The organism is Pseudarthrobacter sulfonivorans (assembly GCF_031454915.1).
Taxonomy (GTDB): Bacteria; Actinomycetota; Actinomycetes; order Actinomycetales; family Micrococcaceae; genus Arthrobacter; species Arthrobacter sulfonivorans_C.
Genome location: NZ_JAVDRS010000012.1, coordinates 1 through 16,728, shown reverse-complemented (window position 1 = coordinate 16,728; position 16,728 = coordinate 1). Strand labels below are relative to the sequence as shown.

The following is a 16,728-nucleotide window of genomic DNA, read 5'->3' as shown; positions in this document are numbered from 1 at the left end:
GGTGATGCAGTAAGCGGTGTTAGTGCGTGTCTACTGCTTCGATTTCGGACTTGTCCTCGCCCCAAAGGGTGTGGAACGTACCTTCGGAGTCGACGCGGCCGTAGGTGTGGGCGCCGAAGAGGTCGCGCTGGCCCTGGATCAGTGCGGCAGCCACGCGCTTGCGGCGCAGGCCATCGTAGTACGCGAGGGACGAGGAGAATACCGGTACCGGGATGCCCAGCTGGACGGCAGTGGCAACCACGCGGCGCCAGGCCGGCAGTGCATCAGCGATGGCCTGGGTGAAGGCCGGTGCGAAGAGCAGGTTTGCCGGCTTTTCTTCAGCTGCGTAGGCCTTGGTGATGTCCTTGAGCAGCTCGGCGCGGATGATGCAGCCTGCCCGCCACAGGGAAGCGATCTCATCCAGCTTGAGGTCCCAGCCGTATTCCTTGGCGGAGGACGTCAGCATGTCCAGGCCCTGCGCGTAGGAGACCAGTTTGGAGGCGTACAGCGCCTGCCGGACGTCCTCAACGAAGGTTTCGGGGATTTCCACTGCGGCTTCTCCGCCGGCCAGCAGCTCCTGGCCGAGCTTGCGCTGCTCGGCCTGGGAAGAAAGCCCACGGGCGAAAACGGATTCGGCGATGCCGGAGACCGGGGAGCCGAGTTCAAGGGCCGAGATGACCGTCCAGCGGCCCGTACCCTTCTGGCCTGCGGCGTCAACGACGACGTCAACGAACGGCTTTCCCGTCTTGGCGTCAACGTGGCCCAGGACCTCGGCGGAGATTTCGATGAGGAACGAGGAAAGATCGCCCTTGTTCCACTCGGTAAAGATCTTGGCCTGTTCGGCGGGCTCGATGCCGGCACCTGAACGGAGGAGGTCGAAGGCTTCGCCAATGACCTGCATGTCGGCGTATTCGATGCCGTTGTGGACCATCTTGACGAAGTGGCCGGCGCCATCGGTGCCAACCCAGGCACAGCAGGGCTCGCCGTCCACCTTTGCGGCAATCTTCTCAAGCAGCGGGCCGAGGGCCTTGTAGGACTCTTTGGAGCCGCCCGGCATGATGGACGGGCCGTTGAGCGCGCCTTCTTCGCCACCGGAAACGCCGACGCCCACGAAGTGCAGGTCCTTTTTGGCCAGCGCGGCTTCCCGGCGGCGGGTGTCCTCGTAGTGCGAGTTGCCGGCGTCGATGATGATGTCGCCCGCTTCCAGCAGCGGTTCAAGCTGCTCGATGACGGAGTCCACCGGCTTGCCGGCCTTGACCATGATCAGGACGCGGCGGGGCTTCTCCAGCGAGTCAACCAGTTCCTGCAGGGATTCGGTGCGGATGAAATCGCCGTCCGTGCCGTGCTTTTCGAGCAGTGCGTCGGTCTTTTCCACCGACCTGTTGTGCAGGGCAACCGTGAAACCGTTGCGGGCCAGGTTGCGGGCAAGGTTTGCTCCCATCACCGCAAGGCCGGTGACACCGATGTGTGCAGACATCAAAACTCCAATTCATTGTGTGCAATGGATGTGCAGATGGCTCCGCGTTCGTTGCGAAGCACGCTCTCACGAACCGATCGATCCTAATAAAGCATATATATTCGAAGCGCGAAGGGGAAGTGATGCCCACTTTGTGGAACGCGGCGGGTCAATCCCCGTCTAGGCTTGACACCATGTCGACCAGCCTGCACCACCGTGCCATTGAGAATGTTGGCACCCGAATCATCACGGGCGACCTCCCCACTGGCCACGTTATGCTCGCCGAGCAGCTGGAGGAGGAACTGAAGGTTTCCCGGTCTGTGGTCCGCGAAGCTGTGCGTGTTCTCCAGTCCTTGGGCCTGGTGGAAACCATCAAGCGCGTGGGCATCCGCGTCCTGCCGCCCAGCCGGTGGAACCCCTACGATCCGCAGGTCATCCGCTGGCGGCTCTCCAGCGAAGGCCGCGGAGCCCAGCTGAGGTCGCTGATCGAGCTGCGGTCCGCCGTCGAGCCGGCCGCTGCAGAGCTGGCAGCGAAGAATGCGCCGGCGGACTTGCGCCGTGAACTTGTGGACATCGCCCATGCCCTGCGCGATGCCGGCCATACCGGCGATGGGCAGAAGTTCCTGGAGCTGGACATCGCCTTCCACTCGGTGCTGCTTTCCGGATCCGGTAACGAAATGTTCGCCAACCTGATGGGCCAGGTGGCCGAGACGCTCACTGGGCGAACGGTGCACGGCCTGATGCCGGACCACCCCCACGAGGGTGCGCTGCAGTGGCACGTGGACCTCGCAGAAGCGGTTGCTGCTGGCGACGCAGCGGCTGCCCGGGACGCCTCCGAACAGATCATGCGCCGCACCACGTCCCGGCTGTCCGAAACCTGGACCGATCAGCCCCGGGTGTTCATTCCTGTCCGCAGGACCTGAGTGAACCGCCGGAACTGACCGGACCAGCCGTCCCCACGCGGCTTACTCGGGCCGGAAGTCGAGGAGGACTTTGCCGGATTCGGCGGAGTTTTTGGCGGTGGCGAATGCCTCGAGTCCCTGGCTGAGCGGGTATTCGTGGGTGACGACCGGGCCGATGTGCAGGCTGTGGTCGGCGAGGGCTGTGATGACGTCATCGATCTCATTGTTGAAGCGGAACGAGCCCTTGAGGTCCAGTTCCCGGGTGATGGCCAGCGAGATCAGGACCGGTTGGGGTCCGGTGGGCAGCAGCCCCACCATGACCACGGTCCCGCCCCGGGCGGCGCCCTGGATGGCCGAGGCCAGGCCGTGGTGGCTGCCCGAGGATTCGATCACCACCTCGGCCTGCACGGCCGCGATCGCGTCCGCGTCCTCTGCCTGCAGGACCTGGTCCGCCCCGACCGCCGCGGCGATCTCCAACGGTTTGGGATGCATGTCCACGGCGGTGATCCGGGCCGCGCCGGCACGTTTGAGGACCGCGATGGCCAGTGCTCCGATCGGGCCGGACCCGATCACCAGGGCGGACTTGCCGGCCACGTCCCCGGCCCGGGCCACCGCGTGCCAGGCCACCGACGCGGGCTCGATCAGCGCCGCCGTGCGCAGGTCCAGGGCTGCCGGCAGGGCCCGGAGCATCCGGCCGGGCAGGTTCACATACCGGGCGAACGCCCCGTCGGTATGCGGGAACCTCGCCGCGGAGCCCAGGTACGTGCAGCCCGGGGACAGGTTGGGCCGGTCCGCCGGGAACCGGATATCACCCGCGCCCGGGCCGGGGGTCGCGGGATGGACCGCCACCGGGGTCCCCGCGGCCGGACCCGTCCCGTCCGCCGCAGCCACCACCACGGTCCCGGAAATCTCATGCCCCAGGACCATCGGCGCCTTCAGGATCGACTCACCCGCCGCCCCGTGCAGCCAGTAATGCAGGTCCGACCCGCAGATCCCGCCAAAGGCCACCTCAATAACGGCCTCGTCCGGTCCCGGCGCCGCTAACGGCACGTCCTCGACCCGCAGATCCCCGGCCGCATACGCGACCACCGCCGGACCAGCAACCGGCCGGACACTAACTCCTGATTCCTGTGCCGCTGAAACTCCCATCAGACCACCACCGTCATTCCGCCATCAATAAAGATCGTCTGCCCGTTCACAAAGTCCGAACCGTCCGAGGCCAGCCACACCGCCGGGCCGGCCAAATCCTGCACGGTCCCCCACCGGTGCGCCGGGGTCCGGCCCAGGATCCAGGCATTGAACTGCTCATCATCAACCAGGTTCTGCGTCATCTCCGTATGGATATAGCCCGGGGCGATCCCGTTGATCTGCAACCCCGACCCCGCCCACTCCGCCGTCATGGCACGGGTCAGGTTCCGCAAACCGCCCTTCGCCGCCACATACGGGGCGATGGTGGGCCGGGCCAGGTCCGTCTGCACCGAGCAGATGTTGATGATCTTGCCCCTCCCCCGCGGGATCATGTGCCGGGCCGCCTCCCTCCCCACCAAAAACGCGCTGGTCAGGTCCGTCGCGATCACCCGTTCCCAGTCCGCGACGTCCAGCTCCAGCATCGGCACCCGGTGCTGGATCCCGGCGTTGTTCACCAGGATCTGCAACGGCCCCACATGCTCCTCCACCCAGGCAACACCCCGCGCGGCCTCCGCATCACTCGTGACATCAAACGCGACACTATGCACCCGGCCCGGCGCGAAATCAGCCGCCAACACAGCCTCCGCCGCCTTCAACCGCTCCGCATTAATCCCGTTCAACACCACCGTCGCCCCGGCCTCAGCCAAAGCCCGCGCCAACGCGTTACCAATCCCCCGGCTCGACCCCGTCACCAAGGCAACCCGCCCCGTCAGGTCAAAAAGTCCACTCATGCTGAAATTGTCCCTTTCATAGCGCTGTCCGCTGCTGCGTCGCTGAGTTGTGAAATGGCCTGCCGTACGACGGCAAGGTCCTGTTCGCCCAAGCCCTGGCGTTTGAGTTCGGCGTACAACTCGACGCCGGCGGTCGCCATGGGCACAGCAGCACCGGCCGCCTGTGCCGACTCGAGCACAAAGGAAAGGTCCTTGTGCATGAATTTCGCCGGGCCCGTGGGGGTGTAGTCCTTCCGGACCAGCCGTGGTCCCACGTTGTCCAGGACGCGGCTGCCGGCCAGACCGCCGGCCAGAACGTCAAAGAGCGCCGCCGGATCCATGCCCGAACGCTCGGCGAGTTCGGCCGCCTCGGCGAGCGCCGCCGTCGTGGTTCCCACGATGAGTTGGTTGCAGGCCTTGGCCAGCGACCCTGAGCCCAATGCGCCCATGTGACGGACGGTGGTTCCCATCGCCGCAAAGAAGGGCTCGAGCCGCTGGAAGTCGTCGGGCGAACCGCCTGCCATGATGGCCAGGGTGCCGTCGGTTGCCCCCTTGGTTCCGCCGCTGACCGGGGCGTCCACCACCACGGCGCGGCCGCCACTCGCGTCCTGCACCCGGCGGCCGAAGTCCTTGACCTTGGCAGGTGAAACAGAGCTCATGACCACCACCGCAGTTCCGGCTGCCGGTGGCGTTTCGGCCCAGCTGGCCAGCAGTTCCTCCGCTGCTTCCTCGATGAAGGACAGGTCCGGCAGCATAAAAGCGATGACCGGCAGATCCCGCAAGGCGGCGACATCGCGGGCCGGACGGCCACCCTGTGCCTCCAGATGCTGCAGGGGCCCGGCGGAACGGTTCCAGGCGCTCACGTCCCAGCCGGCGCGGAGCAGATTCTCCGCCATGGGCAGCCCCATCAGTCCAAGGCCCACAAAGCCCGCTCGTTTGTCTTCCATCAAAAGGCCTCGACTCACATCGTTGTGTGGTTAATGTAGGGAAATCTGTCCAATATCCTAGCCGCTATTCAGTATGATGAACAGTATGACGACTCAAACCACCGTCGCGATCGCCGTCCCGCTCGAAGCAGAGCTCGTGGACCGCATCCGCGCAGTAGACCCCTCCGTAACCGTTCTCTACGAGCCCGACCTCCTTCCGCCCGAGCGTTTTCCCGCTGACCACTCCGGGGATCCGGACTTCAAGCGGACGCCCGCGCAGGAGGAGCAGTACTGGGACATGCTCAACAGGGCACAGATTCTGTACGGCCTGCCCAATGAAAGCCCGGCCGGCCTGGCCCGCATTGCCCGCGAGAACCCGCGGCTCCAGTGGGTTCACGCCATGGCTGCCGGGGCCGGCGGCGCCGTCAAGGCTTCCGGGCTGGACCAGGAGACACTGCGGAAATTCAAGGTGACTACGTCGGCCGGCGTTCACGCCCTGCCGCTCGCCGAATTCGCCGCATTCGGGATCCTCAACGGGTTCAAGCGCAGCGCCGAGCTGGTCCAGGACCAGGCCGCCAAGATGTGGCCTGAGCTCCGGACCCCCACCCGGCTGGTCAGCGGTTCCACCCTGGTGGTCACGGGCCTGGGTGAGATCGGCTTGGAGACCGCCCGGATCGCCCGCGCCCTGGGCATGAAGGTCAGTGGAACCAAGCGCACGGTGGAACCCATCGAGGGAATCGAACAGGTTGCTGACAACGATGGACTCGCCGGGCTCCTTGCCACTGCCGACGCCGTGGTGAACACGCTGCCGGGCACACCGTTCACGGAGAAGCTGTTCAGCCGCGACGTCTTTGCCGCAATGAAGCCCGGAACGGTGTTTGTAAACGTCGGCCGCGGCACCGTGGTGGACGAAGACGCGCTCCTGGAGGCCCTCGACAACGGCCAGGTGTCTTACGCCTGCCTCGACGTCTTCGCTGTGGAGCCGCTCCCCCAGGACAGCCCGCTGTGGGATCACCCGAAAGTCCTGGTGTCACCGCACACCTCGGCGCTCAGCGCAGCAGAGAACCGCCTCATCGCCGAGCGCTTCGCCAGCAACCTCCGCACGTTCCTCGACGGCGGCGACCTGCCCCACCTGGTGGACCCGGTCCACTTCTACTGACCGGCACTGCCCCGGCCGCACAAAAGAGCCCCTGCTGGACTCCTCGCTTCAGGAATCCAGCAGGGGCTCTTCGCGTATCCGGACCTTCGGTTGCTGCCGCGCCGAAGCTTACTTTGCGGCTGCCCCGGAAGCACCCAAAGGCGGCCTCCCCGCTACCGGGAAGGCCGCCATCGACTGCGTATGGGCTGCGCCTAGCTGGCATCCTCCACAAGGACCAGGTCACGGCCGTTCGTCTCCGGCGTGAAGAACGTTGTGCCAAAGGAGATCAGCGCCAGGACCAGCGAGTAGATCGCCGGAACCAGCCAGGAGTGTCCGGTGGCAGCCAGGAGGGCTACACCGATCATGGGGGCGAAGCCTCCGGCCAGGACTGCTGAGAGTTCACGGCTCAGGGCCACGCCCGTGAAGCGGTGCTGGGCGCCGAAGAGTTCCGGGAGCAGGGCGCACTGCGGGCCGAGCATGGACTGCACACCCAGGGAGATGCCTACTGCCATGACCACCCAGACGAGGGTGACGTTGCCCAGGGTGACCAGGTAGAAGGCCGGCAGGGCGATGATGGCCTGGAAGAGTGCGCCGTACCGGTAGACCGGAACACGCCCGAAGCGGTCGGACAGCGCTCCGAAGGTGACCACCATGACCGCGGCGAACCCTGCGGCAATGAGCAGGCCGGTGGGGCCAATGAACTTGTCACCGGCAAAGACGCCGGCGGGCAGGCTGATGAAGGACACCAGGAGCGCGGAGTAGATGGACGAGTTGCCGTTTTCACCCATACGGAGTCCGATGCCGATGAGCACGTTCTTCTTGGAGTGCTTCCAGATCTGGCCCACGGGGTTCTTCACCACGGCCTTGTGCTTCTCAAGCTCCTGGAACACAGGGGTTTCCTTGAGCCGGAGCCTGATGAAGACCGCGATGACGATCAGGATGACGCTCGCCAGGAAGGGCACGCGCCAGAGCCAGCCCTGGAGCACGTCCTTGTCGGCCAGCGCCATCAGCGCGAAGGTTCCTGCCCCCAGGAGCGTGCCCAGCTGAATGCCGACGAACGGCAGGGAGGCAAAGAATCCACGACGGCGGCGGGGGGCCACCTCCGAAATCAGCGTTGTGGCACCCGCCTGCTCGGCACCTGCGCCCAGGCCCTGGAGGATGCGGAGGGCCACCAGGAGAACGGCCCCAAGCATTCCGGCCTGTTCGAAGGTGGGCAGGAGCCCGATGGCGAAGCTTGCCATGCCCATCAGGCCGATGGTCAGGATCAGGACCATCTTCCGGCCGAACCGGTCACCGATGTAGCCGAAAACGATGCCGCCGAACGGCCGGGCAGCAAAACCCACGCCGTAGGTAGCGAAGGAAGCGATGACCGCACCGCTTTCCCCCAGGGGTGAGAAGAAGAGCGGGCCGAAAATGAGTGCGGACGCTAGCCCATAAATGTAGAAGTCGTAGTACTCCAGCGCGGAGCCTACTGAGCTGGCAAGAGTTGCCCTTCGCAGCTGCTCCGGATCGACGACGGCGCCGTCCGCGTCAGCCTGCGGTGATTTAGTACGAGTTGTCACAAGAACTCCCTCAAAAACACTCCAGGCCCCCGTTGGCCTGGTGGGTTAGCGACGACACCTGTTGTGTGGATCACTATACTGAACAGAGTACAGCAAGTTGGACAGGCCGCAAGGGGCATCCTGAATTGTTGCTTCCTGCGACCGTCAAAGCCGGCAGCAAGCGGGAGAGGCCCTCTAGCCCATGGGATTGCCCAGGGACCGGGCCAGCTCATTCAGCTCCTTGACCATCTGGGATCCCTGTTCCTCGGTGTACGTCGCTTTAAGCGCCGTGACGGACAAGCCCAGGCTCGGCCCATGGGCGCCGCGGGTGGGGACGGACACTGCGAGGCATACGACGCCTGTGGTGGACTCCTCATCCTCGAAGGCGTAGCCCTGTTCGCGGATAGTGCGCAGCTGGGCTTTGAGCTCAGCGCCCGTGCGCAGCGACTTGGGCGTGAGTACGGGAAGCTCAGCCGTGTCGGAAAACATGGCGTCGATGTCATGGTCGTGAAGGCGCGCGATCAGGGCCTTGCCCACGGCGCACAGCGACACAGGCATTTTGTCGCCGATATTAGAGGTCAGGCGGACCGCCGGGTGCCCCTCATAGCGGGCAAGGTAGATGACGTTGGTGCCATCGAGCATGGCTATCCGGACAGTCTCCCCGGAGAGCGTGGGCGCCTGCTCGCAGAAGCGGTAGAATTCCTGCACCTCATCGAGCCGGCTCAAATAAGCTGCACCCAGCTCCACCAGCTTGCGTCCCAGCGTGAACTCCGCTCCCTGGCGGCTGATGAGCCGCGCTTCTTCAAGGGCCAGCAGCAGGTTGGACGTCGATGACTTGGGGATCCCCAGTTCCCGGGCAAGATCACTCAATGTGAGGCGACCGTTAGCGGAAGCCGCAAGGGCGTCCATGACGGCGGCGGCCCGGGTGACCGCCGGTGCCGGCGATGCGCTCCCCAATCCATCGGAGGAACGGGGTGTGCGGGAATCAGCCATGATTCTCCTTCAATTGGCACGCCTGGGGCGCTTCACGTGTAGGTGTCCATTCCACTGAACAGTAACCATCATAATGGCTGCGGCCTGATTTGGCGCCGGAAGGACCCCCGCCGGATAGACGGCACGGACACGAAGCCCGGGGCATTTGTTTGTTTCCGGAAATTCACTGTATATTCATGGAAGACCCTCCACCGCGGCATCCCCCAATAGTCGCGGTGGAGGGTTTTCCAATGCCCCAAACATGGGCCCCGGCCCTCAGGCCGCATCGGCCGCCGCTTCCCGCAGCCGCCAGCCACCGCCCAGGCCGTCGCGCTCCAGCACCATAGTGGTCAGCGCAGACTGCGGGTTGCGCCCCAGCCTCACCTGGACCTGCAGCACCTCGACGTCCACCCGGCCCAGGCCCTTGGGCATCCGCCGCTGATCCTCCCACCAACTCACGCGTTCAAACCATCGCACCGCTTCGGCACCGACAGCCCATTCCCTGCCGTTGCTGAGGACCGCCGTCGGAGCGCCGTCACGGGACGTCCTGATCTCCACAAATTCCATACGGGGAACACTAAGGAGTGGCACTGACAATCAAGCGATCCTCCCAGCTATGAGGGTTTGGGCCGCGCCCGTACGTGCATCCGCTCGCCCTGCTGACCGAACAGGCTGATGAACTCGACGGGTTTACCGTCGGCGCTGGCGAACCAGTGCGGTGTGTGGGTGTCGAATTCCGCCGCTTCGCCAGGGCGGAGCTCAAAGTCCTTGTCGCCCAGCACCAGACGCAGTCGTCCATTGAGGATGTACAGCCATTCGTAGCCTTCGTGAACGCGGGGGTCGGGCTCTGCCCCGCGGTCATCACCGGTGAGCACCATCTTGAAGGCCTGCAATCCGCCGGGGCGGCGCGTGAGGGGAACGGCTGTCATGCCGGCATGGGTGATGGGCCGGAGATGGATTCGCGGATCCCCGGTGGGCGGTGCGCCCACCAGATCATCAAGCGGAACACCGTACAACCTAGCAAGCGGCAGCAGGATTTCGAGGTTTGGCCTGCGTTGGCCGGATTCCAGGCGGGACAGGGTGCTTACCGACACTCCAGATGCGGATGACACCTCTCCCAGGGTGAGGTTCCGTTCCGTACGGAGTGCCCGAAGCCGCGGACCGACCGCACCGAGGACATCGTCAAGCTCATTTACCATCCTTCCATTTTGCCATATCGGCAATATAGTTTGCCAATAATCTTTGATGCGGTGAAAGCTGGTGGAACCGCCCAGGAACGCTGGCGGCGAACTTTCAGGACGCGACGAAGGAAAAATACAGCATGAACACCACACGGTATGACGTTGTAATTGTTGGCGGCGGTGCGGCGGGACTCAGCGCGGCGACAACGCTGGGCCGGGCGCTGCGCTCGGTGCTGGTCATCGATTCCGGAACTCCACGCAACGCGCCCGCAGCGGGTGTGCACGGTTACCTTTCGAGGGACGGCATGAACCCCCGGGAACTCCTGGCCATCGGACGCAGCGAAGTGCTCTCTTACGGAGGGACGGTTGTTGACGGCGAAGCCGTTTCGGCACACCTGAGCCCCGACGGATTCGAGGTGATTCTAGGAGACGACCGCCGGTTCTCGGGCAGGCGCCTCCTCGTCACCACGGGCTTGACGGACGAGTTGCCTCCCATCAACGGGCTGCAGGAGCAGTGGGGAAAGGGCGTAGTGCACTGTCCCTATTGCCACGGCTGGGAAATCCGCGGGCAACGGATTGGAGTGCTGGGCACAGGCCCGCTGTCTGTCCATCAGGCACTGCTGTTCAGGCAGTGGTCTCCGGACGTCACCCTCTTCCTCAACGACACCGTGGAACCAACCGACGAGGAATGGGACAAGCTCGCTGCCCGGTCAGTGACTGTCGTCGACGGGGCCCTGGCCTCTGTTGACGCTGTCGGTGGTGTCCTCACGGGGGTTACGCTCCGCCAGGGCTCTTCGTTTTCCGTAACCGCACTGGCGGTGGGCACCCGGATGGAGGCCAGGTCCGTGCTGCTGGAATCACTTGGGCTACGTCCCCAGGTGCACCCGTCGGGCGCTGGACGGTGTATCGAGACCGACGCCATGGGTGCCACGGCCGTCCGCGGCGTGTACGCGGCGGGCAACGTCGCCAACATCATGGCTCAGGTGATCACCGCGGCAGCCGAGGGTGTCATGGCCGGCGCACGGATTAACGCCGACCTCATCGAAGAGGAAACCCGGTGGGCAGTTGAAGGAAACTTCGGCCCCTTTTCGGCCGCCTCGGAGGCAGCCGTTTGTGCGACCGTGCTGGGCCCCCGGCGCCATGGCCTTGATGATAGGCAGCGGACAGCCGGCAAGGGCCCCGCGACCAGAGTAAAACAGGAATCAGCATGAACCACCACGCCAACCAGCACGCGGGCTGCTGCTGACTGAGCGGCGCCCCGACGATATCGAGCTGGAACCCCGCGCCCCTCCGGAGCACATGGGTGGCCACCCCGGCTGATGGAAGTTGACGAACTCGGGACAACAAAAAACCCCGCTGCTCCGGGCGGCATGGCCGGGAGCAGCGGGGTTTGGTGGTGGGTCCTACCGGGATCGAACCGATGACATCCACGGTGTAAACGTGGCGCTCTACCAGCTGAGCTAAAGACCCAAACTGCCGGTTTCCGCACTTCAGCGCGTCGACCAACGAACATAAACTCTACCTGATGCAATGGAGCAAAAGCCAATCCGCGTGCCCGGCGGTGGGTGGGTCAGTCGCTCAGAGATCCGGAAGTTCGGCCGCAAGCCACGTCAGTGACTCGCTCACGCCGGTGTGGAGCTTGATGGTGGCATGGGAGTCGCCCCGGGTCTCGCCGCGGTTGATGATCACCACCGGCTTACCGGCCTTTGCCGTGTGCCGGACGAACCGCAGGCCGCTCATCACCGTCAGTGAGGATCCGGCAACCAGGAGGGCGGCGGCGTCGTCCACCATGGCGTAGGCGGCTTCCACCCGCTCTTTGGGCACGTTCTCGCCGAAGTAGACGAAGTCCGGCTTGAGCGTACCGCCGCAGGCCGGGCAAGCCGCTACGACAAAGCTGGAGATAAGGGCAGCATCGTCAACGGTCGCGTCAGCGTCGGGGGCCATTTCCACCAAGCCAGACCTCGTGGCACGTTCAAGGAATCCAGGGTTCAGTTCCGACAGTACCCCTGCCAGCAAGCGCCGGCTGTAGGTCCGCTTGCAGTCCAGGCACACCACCTGGTCATAACGGCCGTGAAGGTCGATGACATTGACGCTGCCGGCGTCTTCATGCAGCCGGTCAACATTCTGCGTGATGAGGCCGCTCAGCAGCCCCCGCCGTTCCAGTTCCGCCACGGCACGGTGCCCCTGGTTGGGATCGGCATGCCGCAAATGCGACCAACCAATGTGGTTCCGCGCCCAATAGCGCTGGCGGTTGGCGGAATCGCGCACAAACTCCTGGTACGTCATCGGAGAGCGTGGCACAGAGTCCGGGCCGCGGTAATCCGGTATGCCGGAATCCGTGCTCAGCCCAGCGCCCGTCAGCAGGGCCAGGCGCTGGCCGGACAGAAGCTCCCGCACGTTTTCCAGAGCCTGCAGATGTTCAGCAGACAGCGCAGTGGGGGTCGCAGCGGGCAGGCTGGCGAAGCCCGTCAGGCCAACGCCAACGCCCCGCCGCTGCTGGTCCATCCGGCCTCAGGCCTGTTCCAGACCCGCCAGAACATCGCGGTATTCGGAGAGTTCGCGGGCTTGGCCTCGCGGATTCACCACAACATAGCGGATGATTCCAGCCGCATCGATGATGAACGTTCCGCGCCCGGCCATCCCGGTCTCCTGATCGAAGACGCCGTAGGTGCTTGCCACTGCCCCGTGCGGCCAGAAGTCGGCCAGCAAATCGAAGCCGTAGGCTTCCTTTTCGGCATACGCCCGCAAACTGAACTTGCTGTCTACGGACACCGCCAGAACCGTTGCCCGGGCATCCTCGAAAAGTGCCAGGTTGTCACGGATTTCACACAGCTCGCCGGTGCAGATGCCCGAAAAAGCGAACGGATAAAACACCAATACAACGTTCTGCCCGCGGAAAGAGGACAGTCTCACCGGCTCCCCGAACTGGTTAACCAGTTCGAAATCCGGGGCGGACTCCCCTACCGCGGGGACAGGCCCGGCGGCGACGGAAAGCGCTGCCGTCACTTGTTCTTCTTGCTGACCAGCCGGGTTGCGCTCCAGTCCTTGGAGACACCGGCTGAGGTAGTGAGGTGCAGTCCTGCCGTGGGTGCCGCTTCCTGGATTTCTGCCGGAGAAACATAACCCGGCCGGCCGGACTTCGGAGTCAGGACCCAGACAACACCGCCCTCACTCAATGTGGTCAGCGAGTCCATGAGGGTATCCACGAGGTCACCGTCGCCGTCACGCCACCAAAAAATCACGGCGTCTACAACGTCGTGGTCGTCTTCATCCAGGAGCTCGGACCCGGTCAGGTCCTCAATATCATCACGTAAGTCGAAATCGACATCATCGTCGTAACCGAACTCCTGAATCAGATCCCCGTTTTTGAAACCCAATTTTTCCGCCACATTTACCGAAGTGGCGGCGTCGGCCTCGCTCACGTGTTCCTCCAATGCCTAATACATGCGATACGCATAGTGATTTCCATTACTCCAAGCCAACACCCTTTGTGCCTGCGCTTCAAGCTGCCCACCCCGCGATCCGCCATATTCTGCGTCACATCCGGGGCCTTCAGCCTGCATTGCAGCGGCTTTCGTCACACAACCAGTATGACGGCGAAATACAACCACGGTGCCACGGACGCGGCTACGCATCGCGCTGGAGTCACAGCTAGAGTGGCTGGTGACAACTATGCCTGCGGGGCGACCGCCTGGAATTGAATGCAGACATAGGCGTGGCAGGACCCTGCCCGGCGCACATGACCGGGCTGTTGTAACCGATACGTCGCACACGTCGCATTCATCCCGGGCAGTCACCCTGCCCGGTGTGGGGGCGCCGATGCATGCGCGCAAAGAGAGGTTGGACGTGGCTGCAGGAGAAGATACCTCCCATATCCTCAGCGGGTTGACTAACCAGCTGCCTGATCGTGATCCGGAAGAGACCGCCGAATGGGTTGAGTCCCTGGACGCGCTGATCAGGGAACAGGGCACCGAGCGTGCCCAATACATCATGCGGAGCCTGCTGCAGCGTGCCGGCGCGCAGAGCGTGGGCGTGCCGATGGTGACCACCACGGACTACGTGAACACCATCCCGGTGGACCAGGAAGCACCGTTCCCCGGCAACGAGGAATACGAACGCCGCTACCGCGCCTACATGCGCTGGAACGCCGCGATCATGGTCCACCGGGCCCAGCGGGCCAACATCGGCGTGGGCGGGCACATCTCCACCTACGCCGGCGCCGCGACCCTGTACGAGGTGGGTTTCAACCACTTCTTCCGCGGCAAGGACCACCCCGGCGGCGGTGACCAGGTCTTCTTCCAGGGCCACGCCTCCCCCGGCATGTACGCCCGCGCGTTCATGGAAGGCCGGCTGACCGAGGAGGATCTGGACGGGTTCCGGCAGGAAAAGTCCAAGGAAGGCCACGCGCTCTCCTCCTACCCGCACCCGAGGCTGATGCCGGAGTTCTGGGAATTCCCCACCGTGTCCATGGGCATCGGCCCGATGAACGCGATCTACCAGGCCCAGTCCAACCGGTACCTGCACAACCGCGGCCTCAAAGACACCTCGGACCAGCAGGTCTGGGCGTTCCTGGGCGATGGGGAAATGGACGAGCCCGAGTCCCGCGGCCTGCTCCAGCTCGCCGCGAACGAGAACCTGGACAACCTGAACTTCGTGATCAACTGCAACCTCCAGCGCCTGGACGGGCCGGTGCGCGGCAACGGGAAGATCATGCAGGAACTCGAAGCGTTCTTCCGCGGCGCGGGCTGGAACGTCATCAAGGTCGTCTGGGGCCGGGAGTGGGATGACCTGCTCACCAAGGACTCCGACGGCTCGCTGGTGAAGATCATGAACGAAACCCCGGACGGTGACTACCAGACCTACAAGGCCGAGTCCGGCGGGTTCGTCCGCGAACACTTCTTCGGCAAGACCCCGCAGACCAAAGACATGGTCGCGGACCTTTCCGATGACGAGATCTGGAACCTCAAACGTGGCGGCCATGACTACCGCAAGGTCTACGCCGCGTACAAGGCAGCCACCGAATTCAAGGGCAAACCCACCGTCATCCTCGCCAAAACCGTCAAGGGCTACGGACTCGGACCGCACTTCGAGGGCCGCAACGCGACCCACCAGATGAAAAAGCTCACCCTGGATGACCTGAAGAAGTTCCGCGACCACCTGCGGATCCCGGTCACCGATGAGCAGCTGGAGAAGGATCTGTACCAGCCGCCGTACTTCCACCCGGGCAGTGATGCGCCGGAAATCAAGTACATGATGGACCGCCGGGCCGAGCTCGGCGGCGCCGTGCCGGAGCGCCGCTCCAAGCACCAGGACATCGCCCTGCCCGACGCCAAAACGTATGAGGTCGCCAAGCGCGGCTCCGGCAAGCAGCAGGCCGCCACCACCATGGCATTTGTCCGGCTCCTCAAGGACCTCATGCGGGACAAGAACTTCGGCAAGCACATCGCCCCGATCATTCCCGATGAAGCCCGCACGTTTGGTATGGACGCGTTCTTCCCCACGGCGAAGATCTACAACCCCAAGGGCCAGAACTACCTCTCCGTGGACCGGGACCTGGTCCTGGCCTACAAGGAATCCGCGCAGGGCCAGCTGATCCACCCCGGCATCAACGAAGCCGGCGCCGTGGCAGCCTTCACCGCCGCCGGCACCGCGTACGCCACCCACGGCGTGCCGCTGATCCCGGTCTACGTGTTCTACTCCATGTTCGGCTTCCAGCGCACCGGCGACGCCTTCTGGGCAGCCGGTGACCAGATGGCCCGCGGGTTCATCATCGGCGCCACCGCGGGACGGACCACCCTCACCGGCGAAGGCCTCCAGCACGCCGACGGCCACTCCCCGCTGCTGGCCTCCACGAACCCGGCAGTGGTCACCTACGACCCCGCCTACGGGTACGAAATGGGCCACATCATCCGGGACGGCATCGAACGCATGTACGGGCCGGATTCTGCTGACCGGAACCTTATGTATTACCTCACGGTTTACAACGAACCCATCACGCAGCCCGCGGAACCCGAGGATCTCGACGTCGAAGGCGTCCTGAAGGGTATCTACCTGGTGGCTCCGGCAAAGATCGACGGTCCCCGGACCCAGATCCTGGCTTCCGGCGTCTCCGTCCCCTGGGCCATCGAGGCCCAGCGGCTGCTCGCCGAGGACTGGGGTGTCTCCGCCGACGTCTGGTCCGTCACGTCCTGGAACGAACTGCGCCGCGACGGCATGGCTGCCGAGGAAGAAGCGTTCCTGAACCCGGGCAAGCCCGCCCGTGTTCCGTTCGTGACCCAGCAGCTCGCGGGTGCCACTGGTCCCGTGGTTGCAGTCTCCGACTACATGAAGGCCGTCCCGGACCAGATCCGCCAGTTTGTACCGAACGAGTTCGCCACCCTTGGCGCGGACGGCTTCGGCTTCTCCGACACGCGCGCCGCAGCACGCCGCTTCTTCAAGAACGACATCCACTCCATCGTGGTCCGTTCCTTGGAAATGCTGGCGCGCCGCGGTGAAGTTGATGCCCCGGCCCCGGCCCAGGCGATCGAGAAGTATAAGCTGCACAACGTCAACGCCGGTTCCACCGGCAATGCAGGCGGCGAATCCTGATCCTTTCCTGCTGACCTGCTGTCAGCGGAAATAGACGACGACGGCGGCCCCCACTTGAGTTCTAGCGGTCGTTGCAACACCCCGAGATTTTGGGAGTTGCAACGACCGTGCCGTCTTTAATGGAAAGATCGCGTTCCAACAGGAAGT

Annotated in this window: 15 protein-coding genes and 1 tRNA gene; 4 read left to right on the top strand and 12 right to left on the bottom strand. The window is 64.4% G+C overall.

What is annotated here, in order from left to right; translation table 11 throughout:
* Positions 1 to 19 precede the first annotated feature (19 nt).
* Complete coding sequence (gene gndA / locus J2808_RS20490; protein WP_309820343.1) at positions 20 to 1,456, bottom strand: NADP-dependent phosphogluconate dehydrogenase; 1,437 nt, start codon at positions 1,454 to 1,456, stop codon at positions 20 to 22.
* Between the two features lie 173 nt (positions 1,457 to 1,629).
* Here gndA and J2808_RS20485 point away from each other — a divergent pair, with 173 nt between their 5' ends.
* Positions 1,630 to 2,358, top strand: a complete 729-nt coding sequence (locus J2808_RS20485) for a FadR/GntR family transcriptional regulator (RefSeq protein WP_309820340.1) — start codon at positions 1,630 to 1,632, stop codon at positions 2,356 to 2,358.
* A 42-nt stretch (positions 2,359 to 2,400) separates the two neighbouring features.
* Here J2808_RS20485 and J2808_RS20480 read toward each other — a convergent pair whose 3' ends face one another.
* From J2808_RS20480 to J2808_RS20470, 3 genes are read right to left on the bottom strand one after another with little or no spacing between them, the layout of a single operon-like run.
* Positions 2,401 to 3,486, bottom strand: coding sequence for an L-idonate 5-dehydrogenase (locus J2808_RS20480; RefSeq protein ID WP_309820339.1), 1,086 nt, complete (start codon positions 3,484 to 3,486; stop codon positions 2,401 to 2,403).
* Positions 3,486 to 4,256 carry an SDR family oxidoreductase gene (locus tag J2808_RS20475; RefSeq protein WP_309820337.1) on the bottom strand — a complete coding sequence of 257 codons (771 nt, stop codon included), beginning with the start codon at positions 4,254 to 4,256 and terminating at the stop codon, positions 3,486 to 3,488. The genes J2808_RS20480 and J2808_RS20475 overlap by 1 nt, the downstream gene beginning before the upstream one ends.
* Positions 4,253 to 5,182, bottom strand: a complete 930-nt coding sequence (locus J2808_RS20470; protein ID WP_309820335.1) for an NAD(P)-dependent oxidoreductase — start codon at positions 5,180 to 5,182, stop codon at positions 4,253 to 4,255. Before J2808_RS20470 ends, J2808_RS20475 begins: the two co-directional genes overlap by 4 nt.
* A gap of 73 nt (positions 5,183 to 5,255) precedes the next feature.
* Between J2808_RS20470 and J2808_RS20465 the strand changes: the two genes are divergently transcribed.
* Positions 5,256 to 6,320, top strand: coding sequence for a D-2-hydroxyacid dehydrogenase (locus J2808_RS20465; protein WP_309820333.1), 1,065 nt, complete (start codon positions 5,256 to 5,258; stop codon positions 6,318 to 6,320).
* Positions 6,321 to 6,511: 191 nt separating this feature from the next.
* Here the strand turns inward: J2808_RS20465 and J2808_RS20460 are convergent, their stop codons facing one another.
* From J2808_RS20460 to J2808_RS20445, 4 genes are all read right to left on the bottom strand, one after another.
* On the bottom strand, positions 6,512 to 7,861 hold the full coding sequence (locus tag J2808_RS20460; RefSeq protein ID WP_309820331.1) for an MFS transporter: 1,350 nt from the start codon (positions 7,859 to 7,861) through the stop codon (positions 6,512 to 6,514).
* Positions 7,862 to 8,035: 174 nt separating this feature from the next.
* Positions 8,036 to 8,833: an IclR family transcriptional regulator gene (locus J2808_RS20455; protein ID WP_309820329.1), complete on the bottom strand. Its 798-nt coding sequence runs from the start codon at positions 8,831 to 8,833 to the stop codon at positions 8,036 to 8,038.
* Positions 8,834 to 9,088: 255 nt separating this feature from the next.
* Positions 9,089 to 9,379: a hypothetical protein gene (locus J2808_RS20450; RefSeq protein ID WP_309820327.1), complete on the bottom strand. Its 291-nt coding sequence runs from the start codon at positions 9,377 to 9,379 to the stop codon at positions 9,089 to 9,091.
* Between the two features lie 47 nt (positions 9,380 to 9,426).
* Positions 9,427 to 10,011 carry a helix-turn-helix domain-containing protein gene (locus tag J2808_RS20445; RefSeq protein ID WP_309820325.1) on the bottom strand — a complete coding sequence of 195 codons (585 nt, stop codon included), beginning with the start codon at positions 10,009 to 10,011 and terminating at the stop codon, positions 9,427 to 9,429.
* 122 nt (positions 10,012 to 10,133) lie between these two features.
* On the opposite strand from J2808_RS20445, the gene J2808_RS20440 reads away from it, so the two are divergent.
* Positions 10,134 to 11,204, top strand: coding sequence for an NAD(P)/FAD-dependent oxidoreductase (locus J2808_RS20440; RefSeq protein WP_309820323.1), 1,071 nt, complete (start codon positions 10,134 to 10,136; stop codon positions 11,202 to 11,204).
* A gap of 183 nt (positions 11,205 to 11,387) precedes the next feature.
* Here J2808_RS20440 and J2808_RS20435 read toward each other — a convergent pair.
* From J2808_RS20435 to J2808_RS20420, 4 genes are all read right to left on the bottom strand, one after another.
* A tRNA-Val gene (locus tag J2808_RS20435) sits at positions 11,388 to 11,463 on the bottom strand.
* A gap of 108 nt (positions 11,464 to 11,571) precedes the next feature.
* A complete protein-coding gene (locus tag J2808_RS20430; protein ID WP_309820320.1) occupies positions 11,572 to 12,498 on the bottom strand; it encodes an NAD-dependent protein deacetylase in 927 nt (308 codons plus the stop codon).
* Positions 12,499 to 12,504: 6 nt separating this feature from the next.
* Positions 12,505 to 12,999, bottom strand: a complete 495-nt coding sequence (locus J2808_RS20425) for a peroxiredoxin (protein WP_309820318.1) — start codon at positions 12,997 to 12,999, stop codon at positions 12,505 to 12,507.
* Positions 12,996 to 13,415 (bottom strand): DUF3052 domain-containing protein, encoded by a 420-nt coding sequence (locus tag J2808_RS20420; RefSeq protein ID WP_309820316.1) that lies wholly within the window; start codon positions 13,413 to 13,415, stop codon positions 12,996 to 12,998. Before J2808_RS20420 ends, J2808_RS20425 begins: the two co-directional genes overlap by 4 nt.
* 397 nt (positions 13,416 to 13,812) lie before the next feature.
* On the opposite strand from J2808_RS20420, the gene aceE reads away from it, so the two are divergent.
* Positions 13,813 to 16,581, top strand: coding sequence for a pyruvate dehydrogenase (acetyl-transferring), homodimeric type (gene aceE, locus J2808_RS20415; RefSeq protein ID WP_309820314.1), 2,769 nt, complete (start codon positions 13,813 to 13,815; stop codon positions 16,579 to 16,581).
* The last annotated feature ends 147 nt before the right edge of the window (positions 16,582 to 16,728 follow it).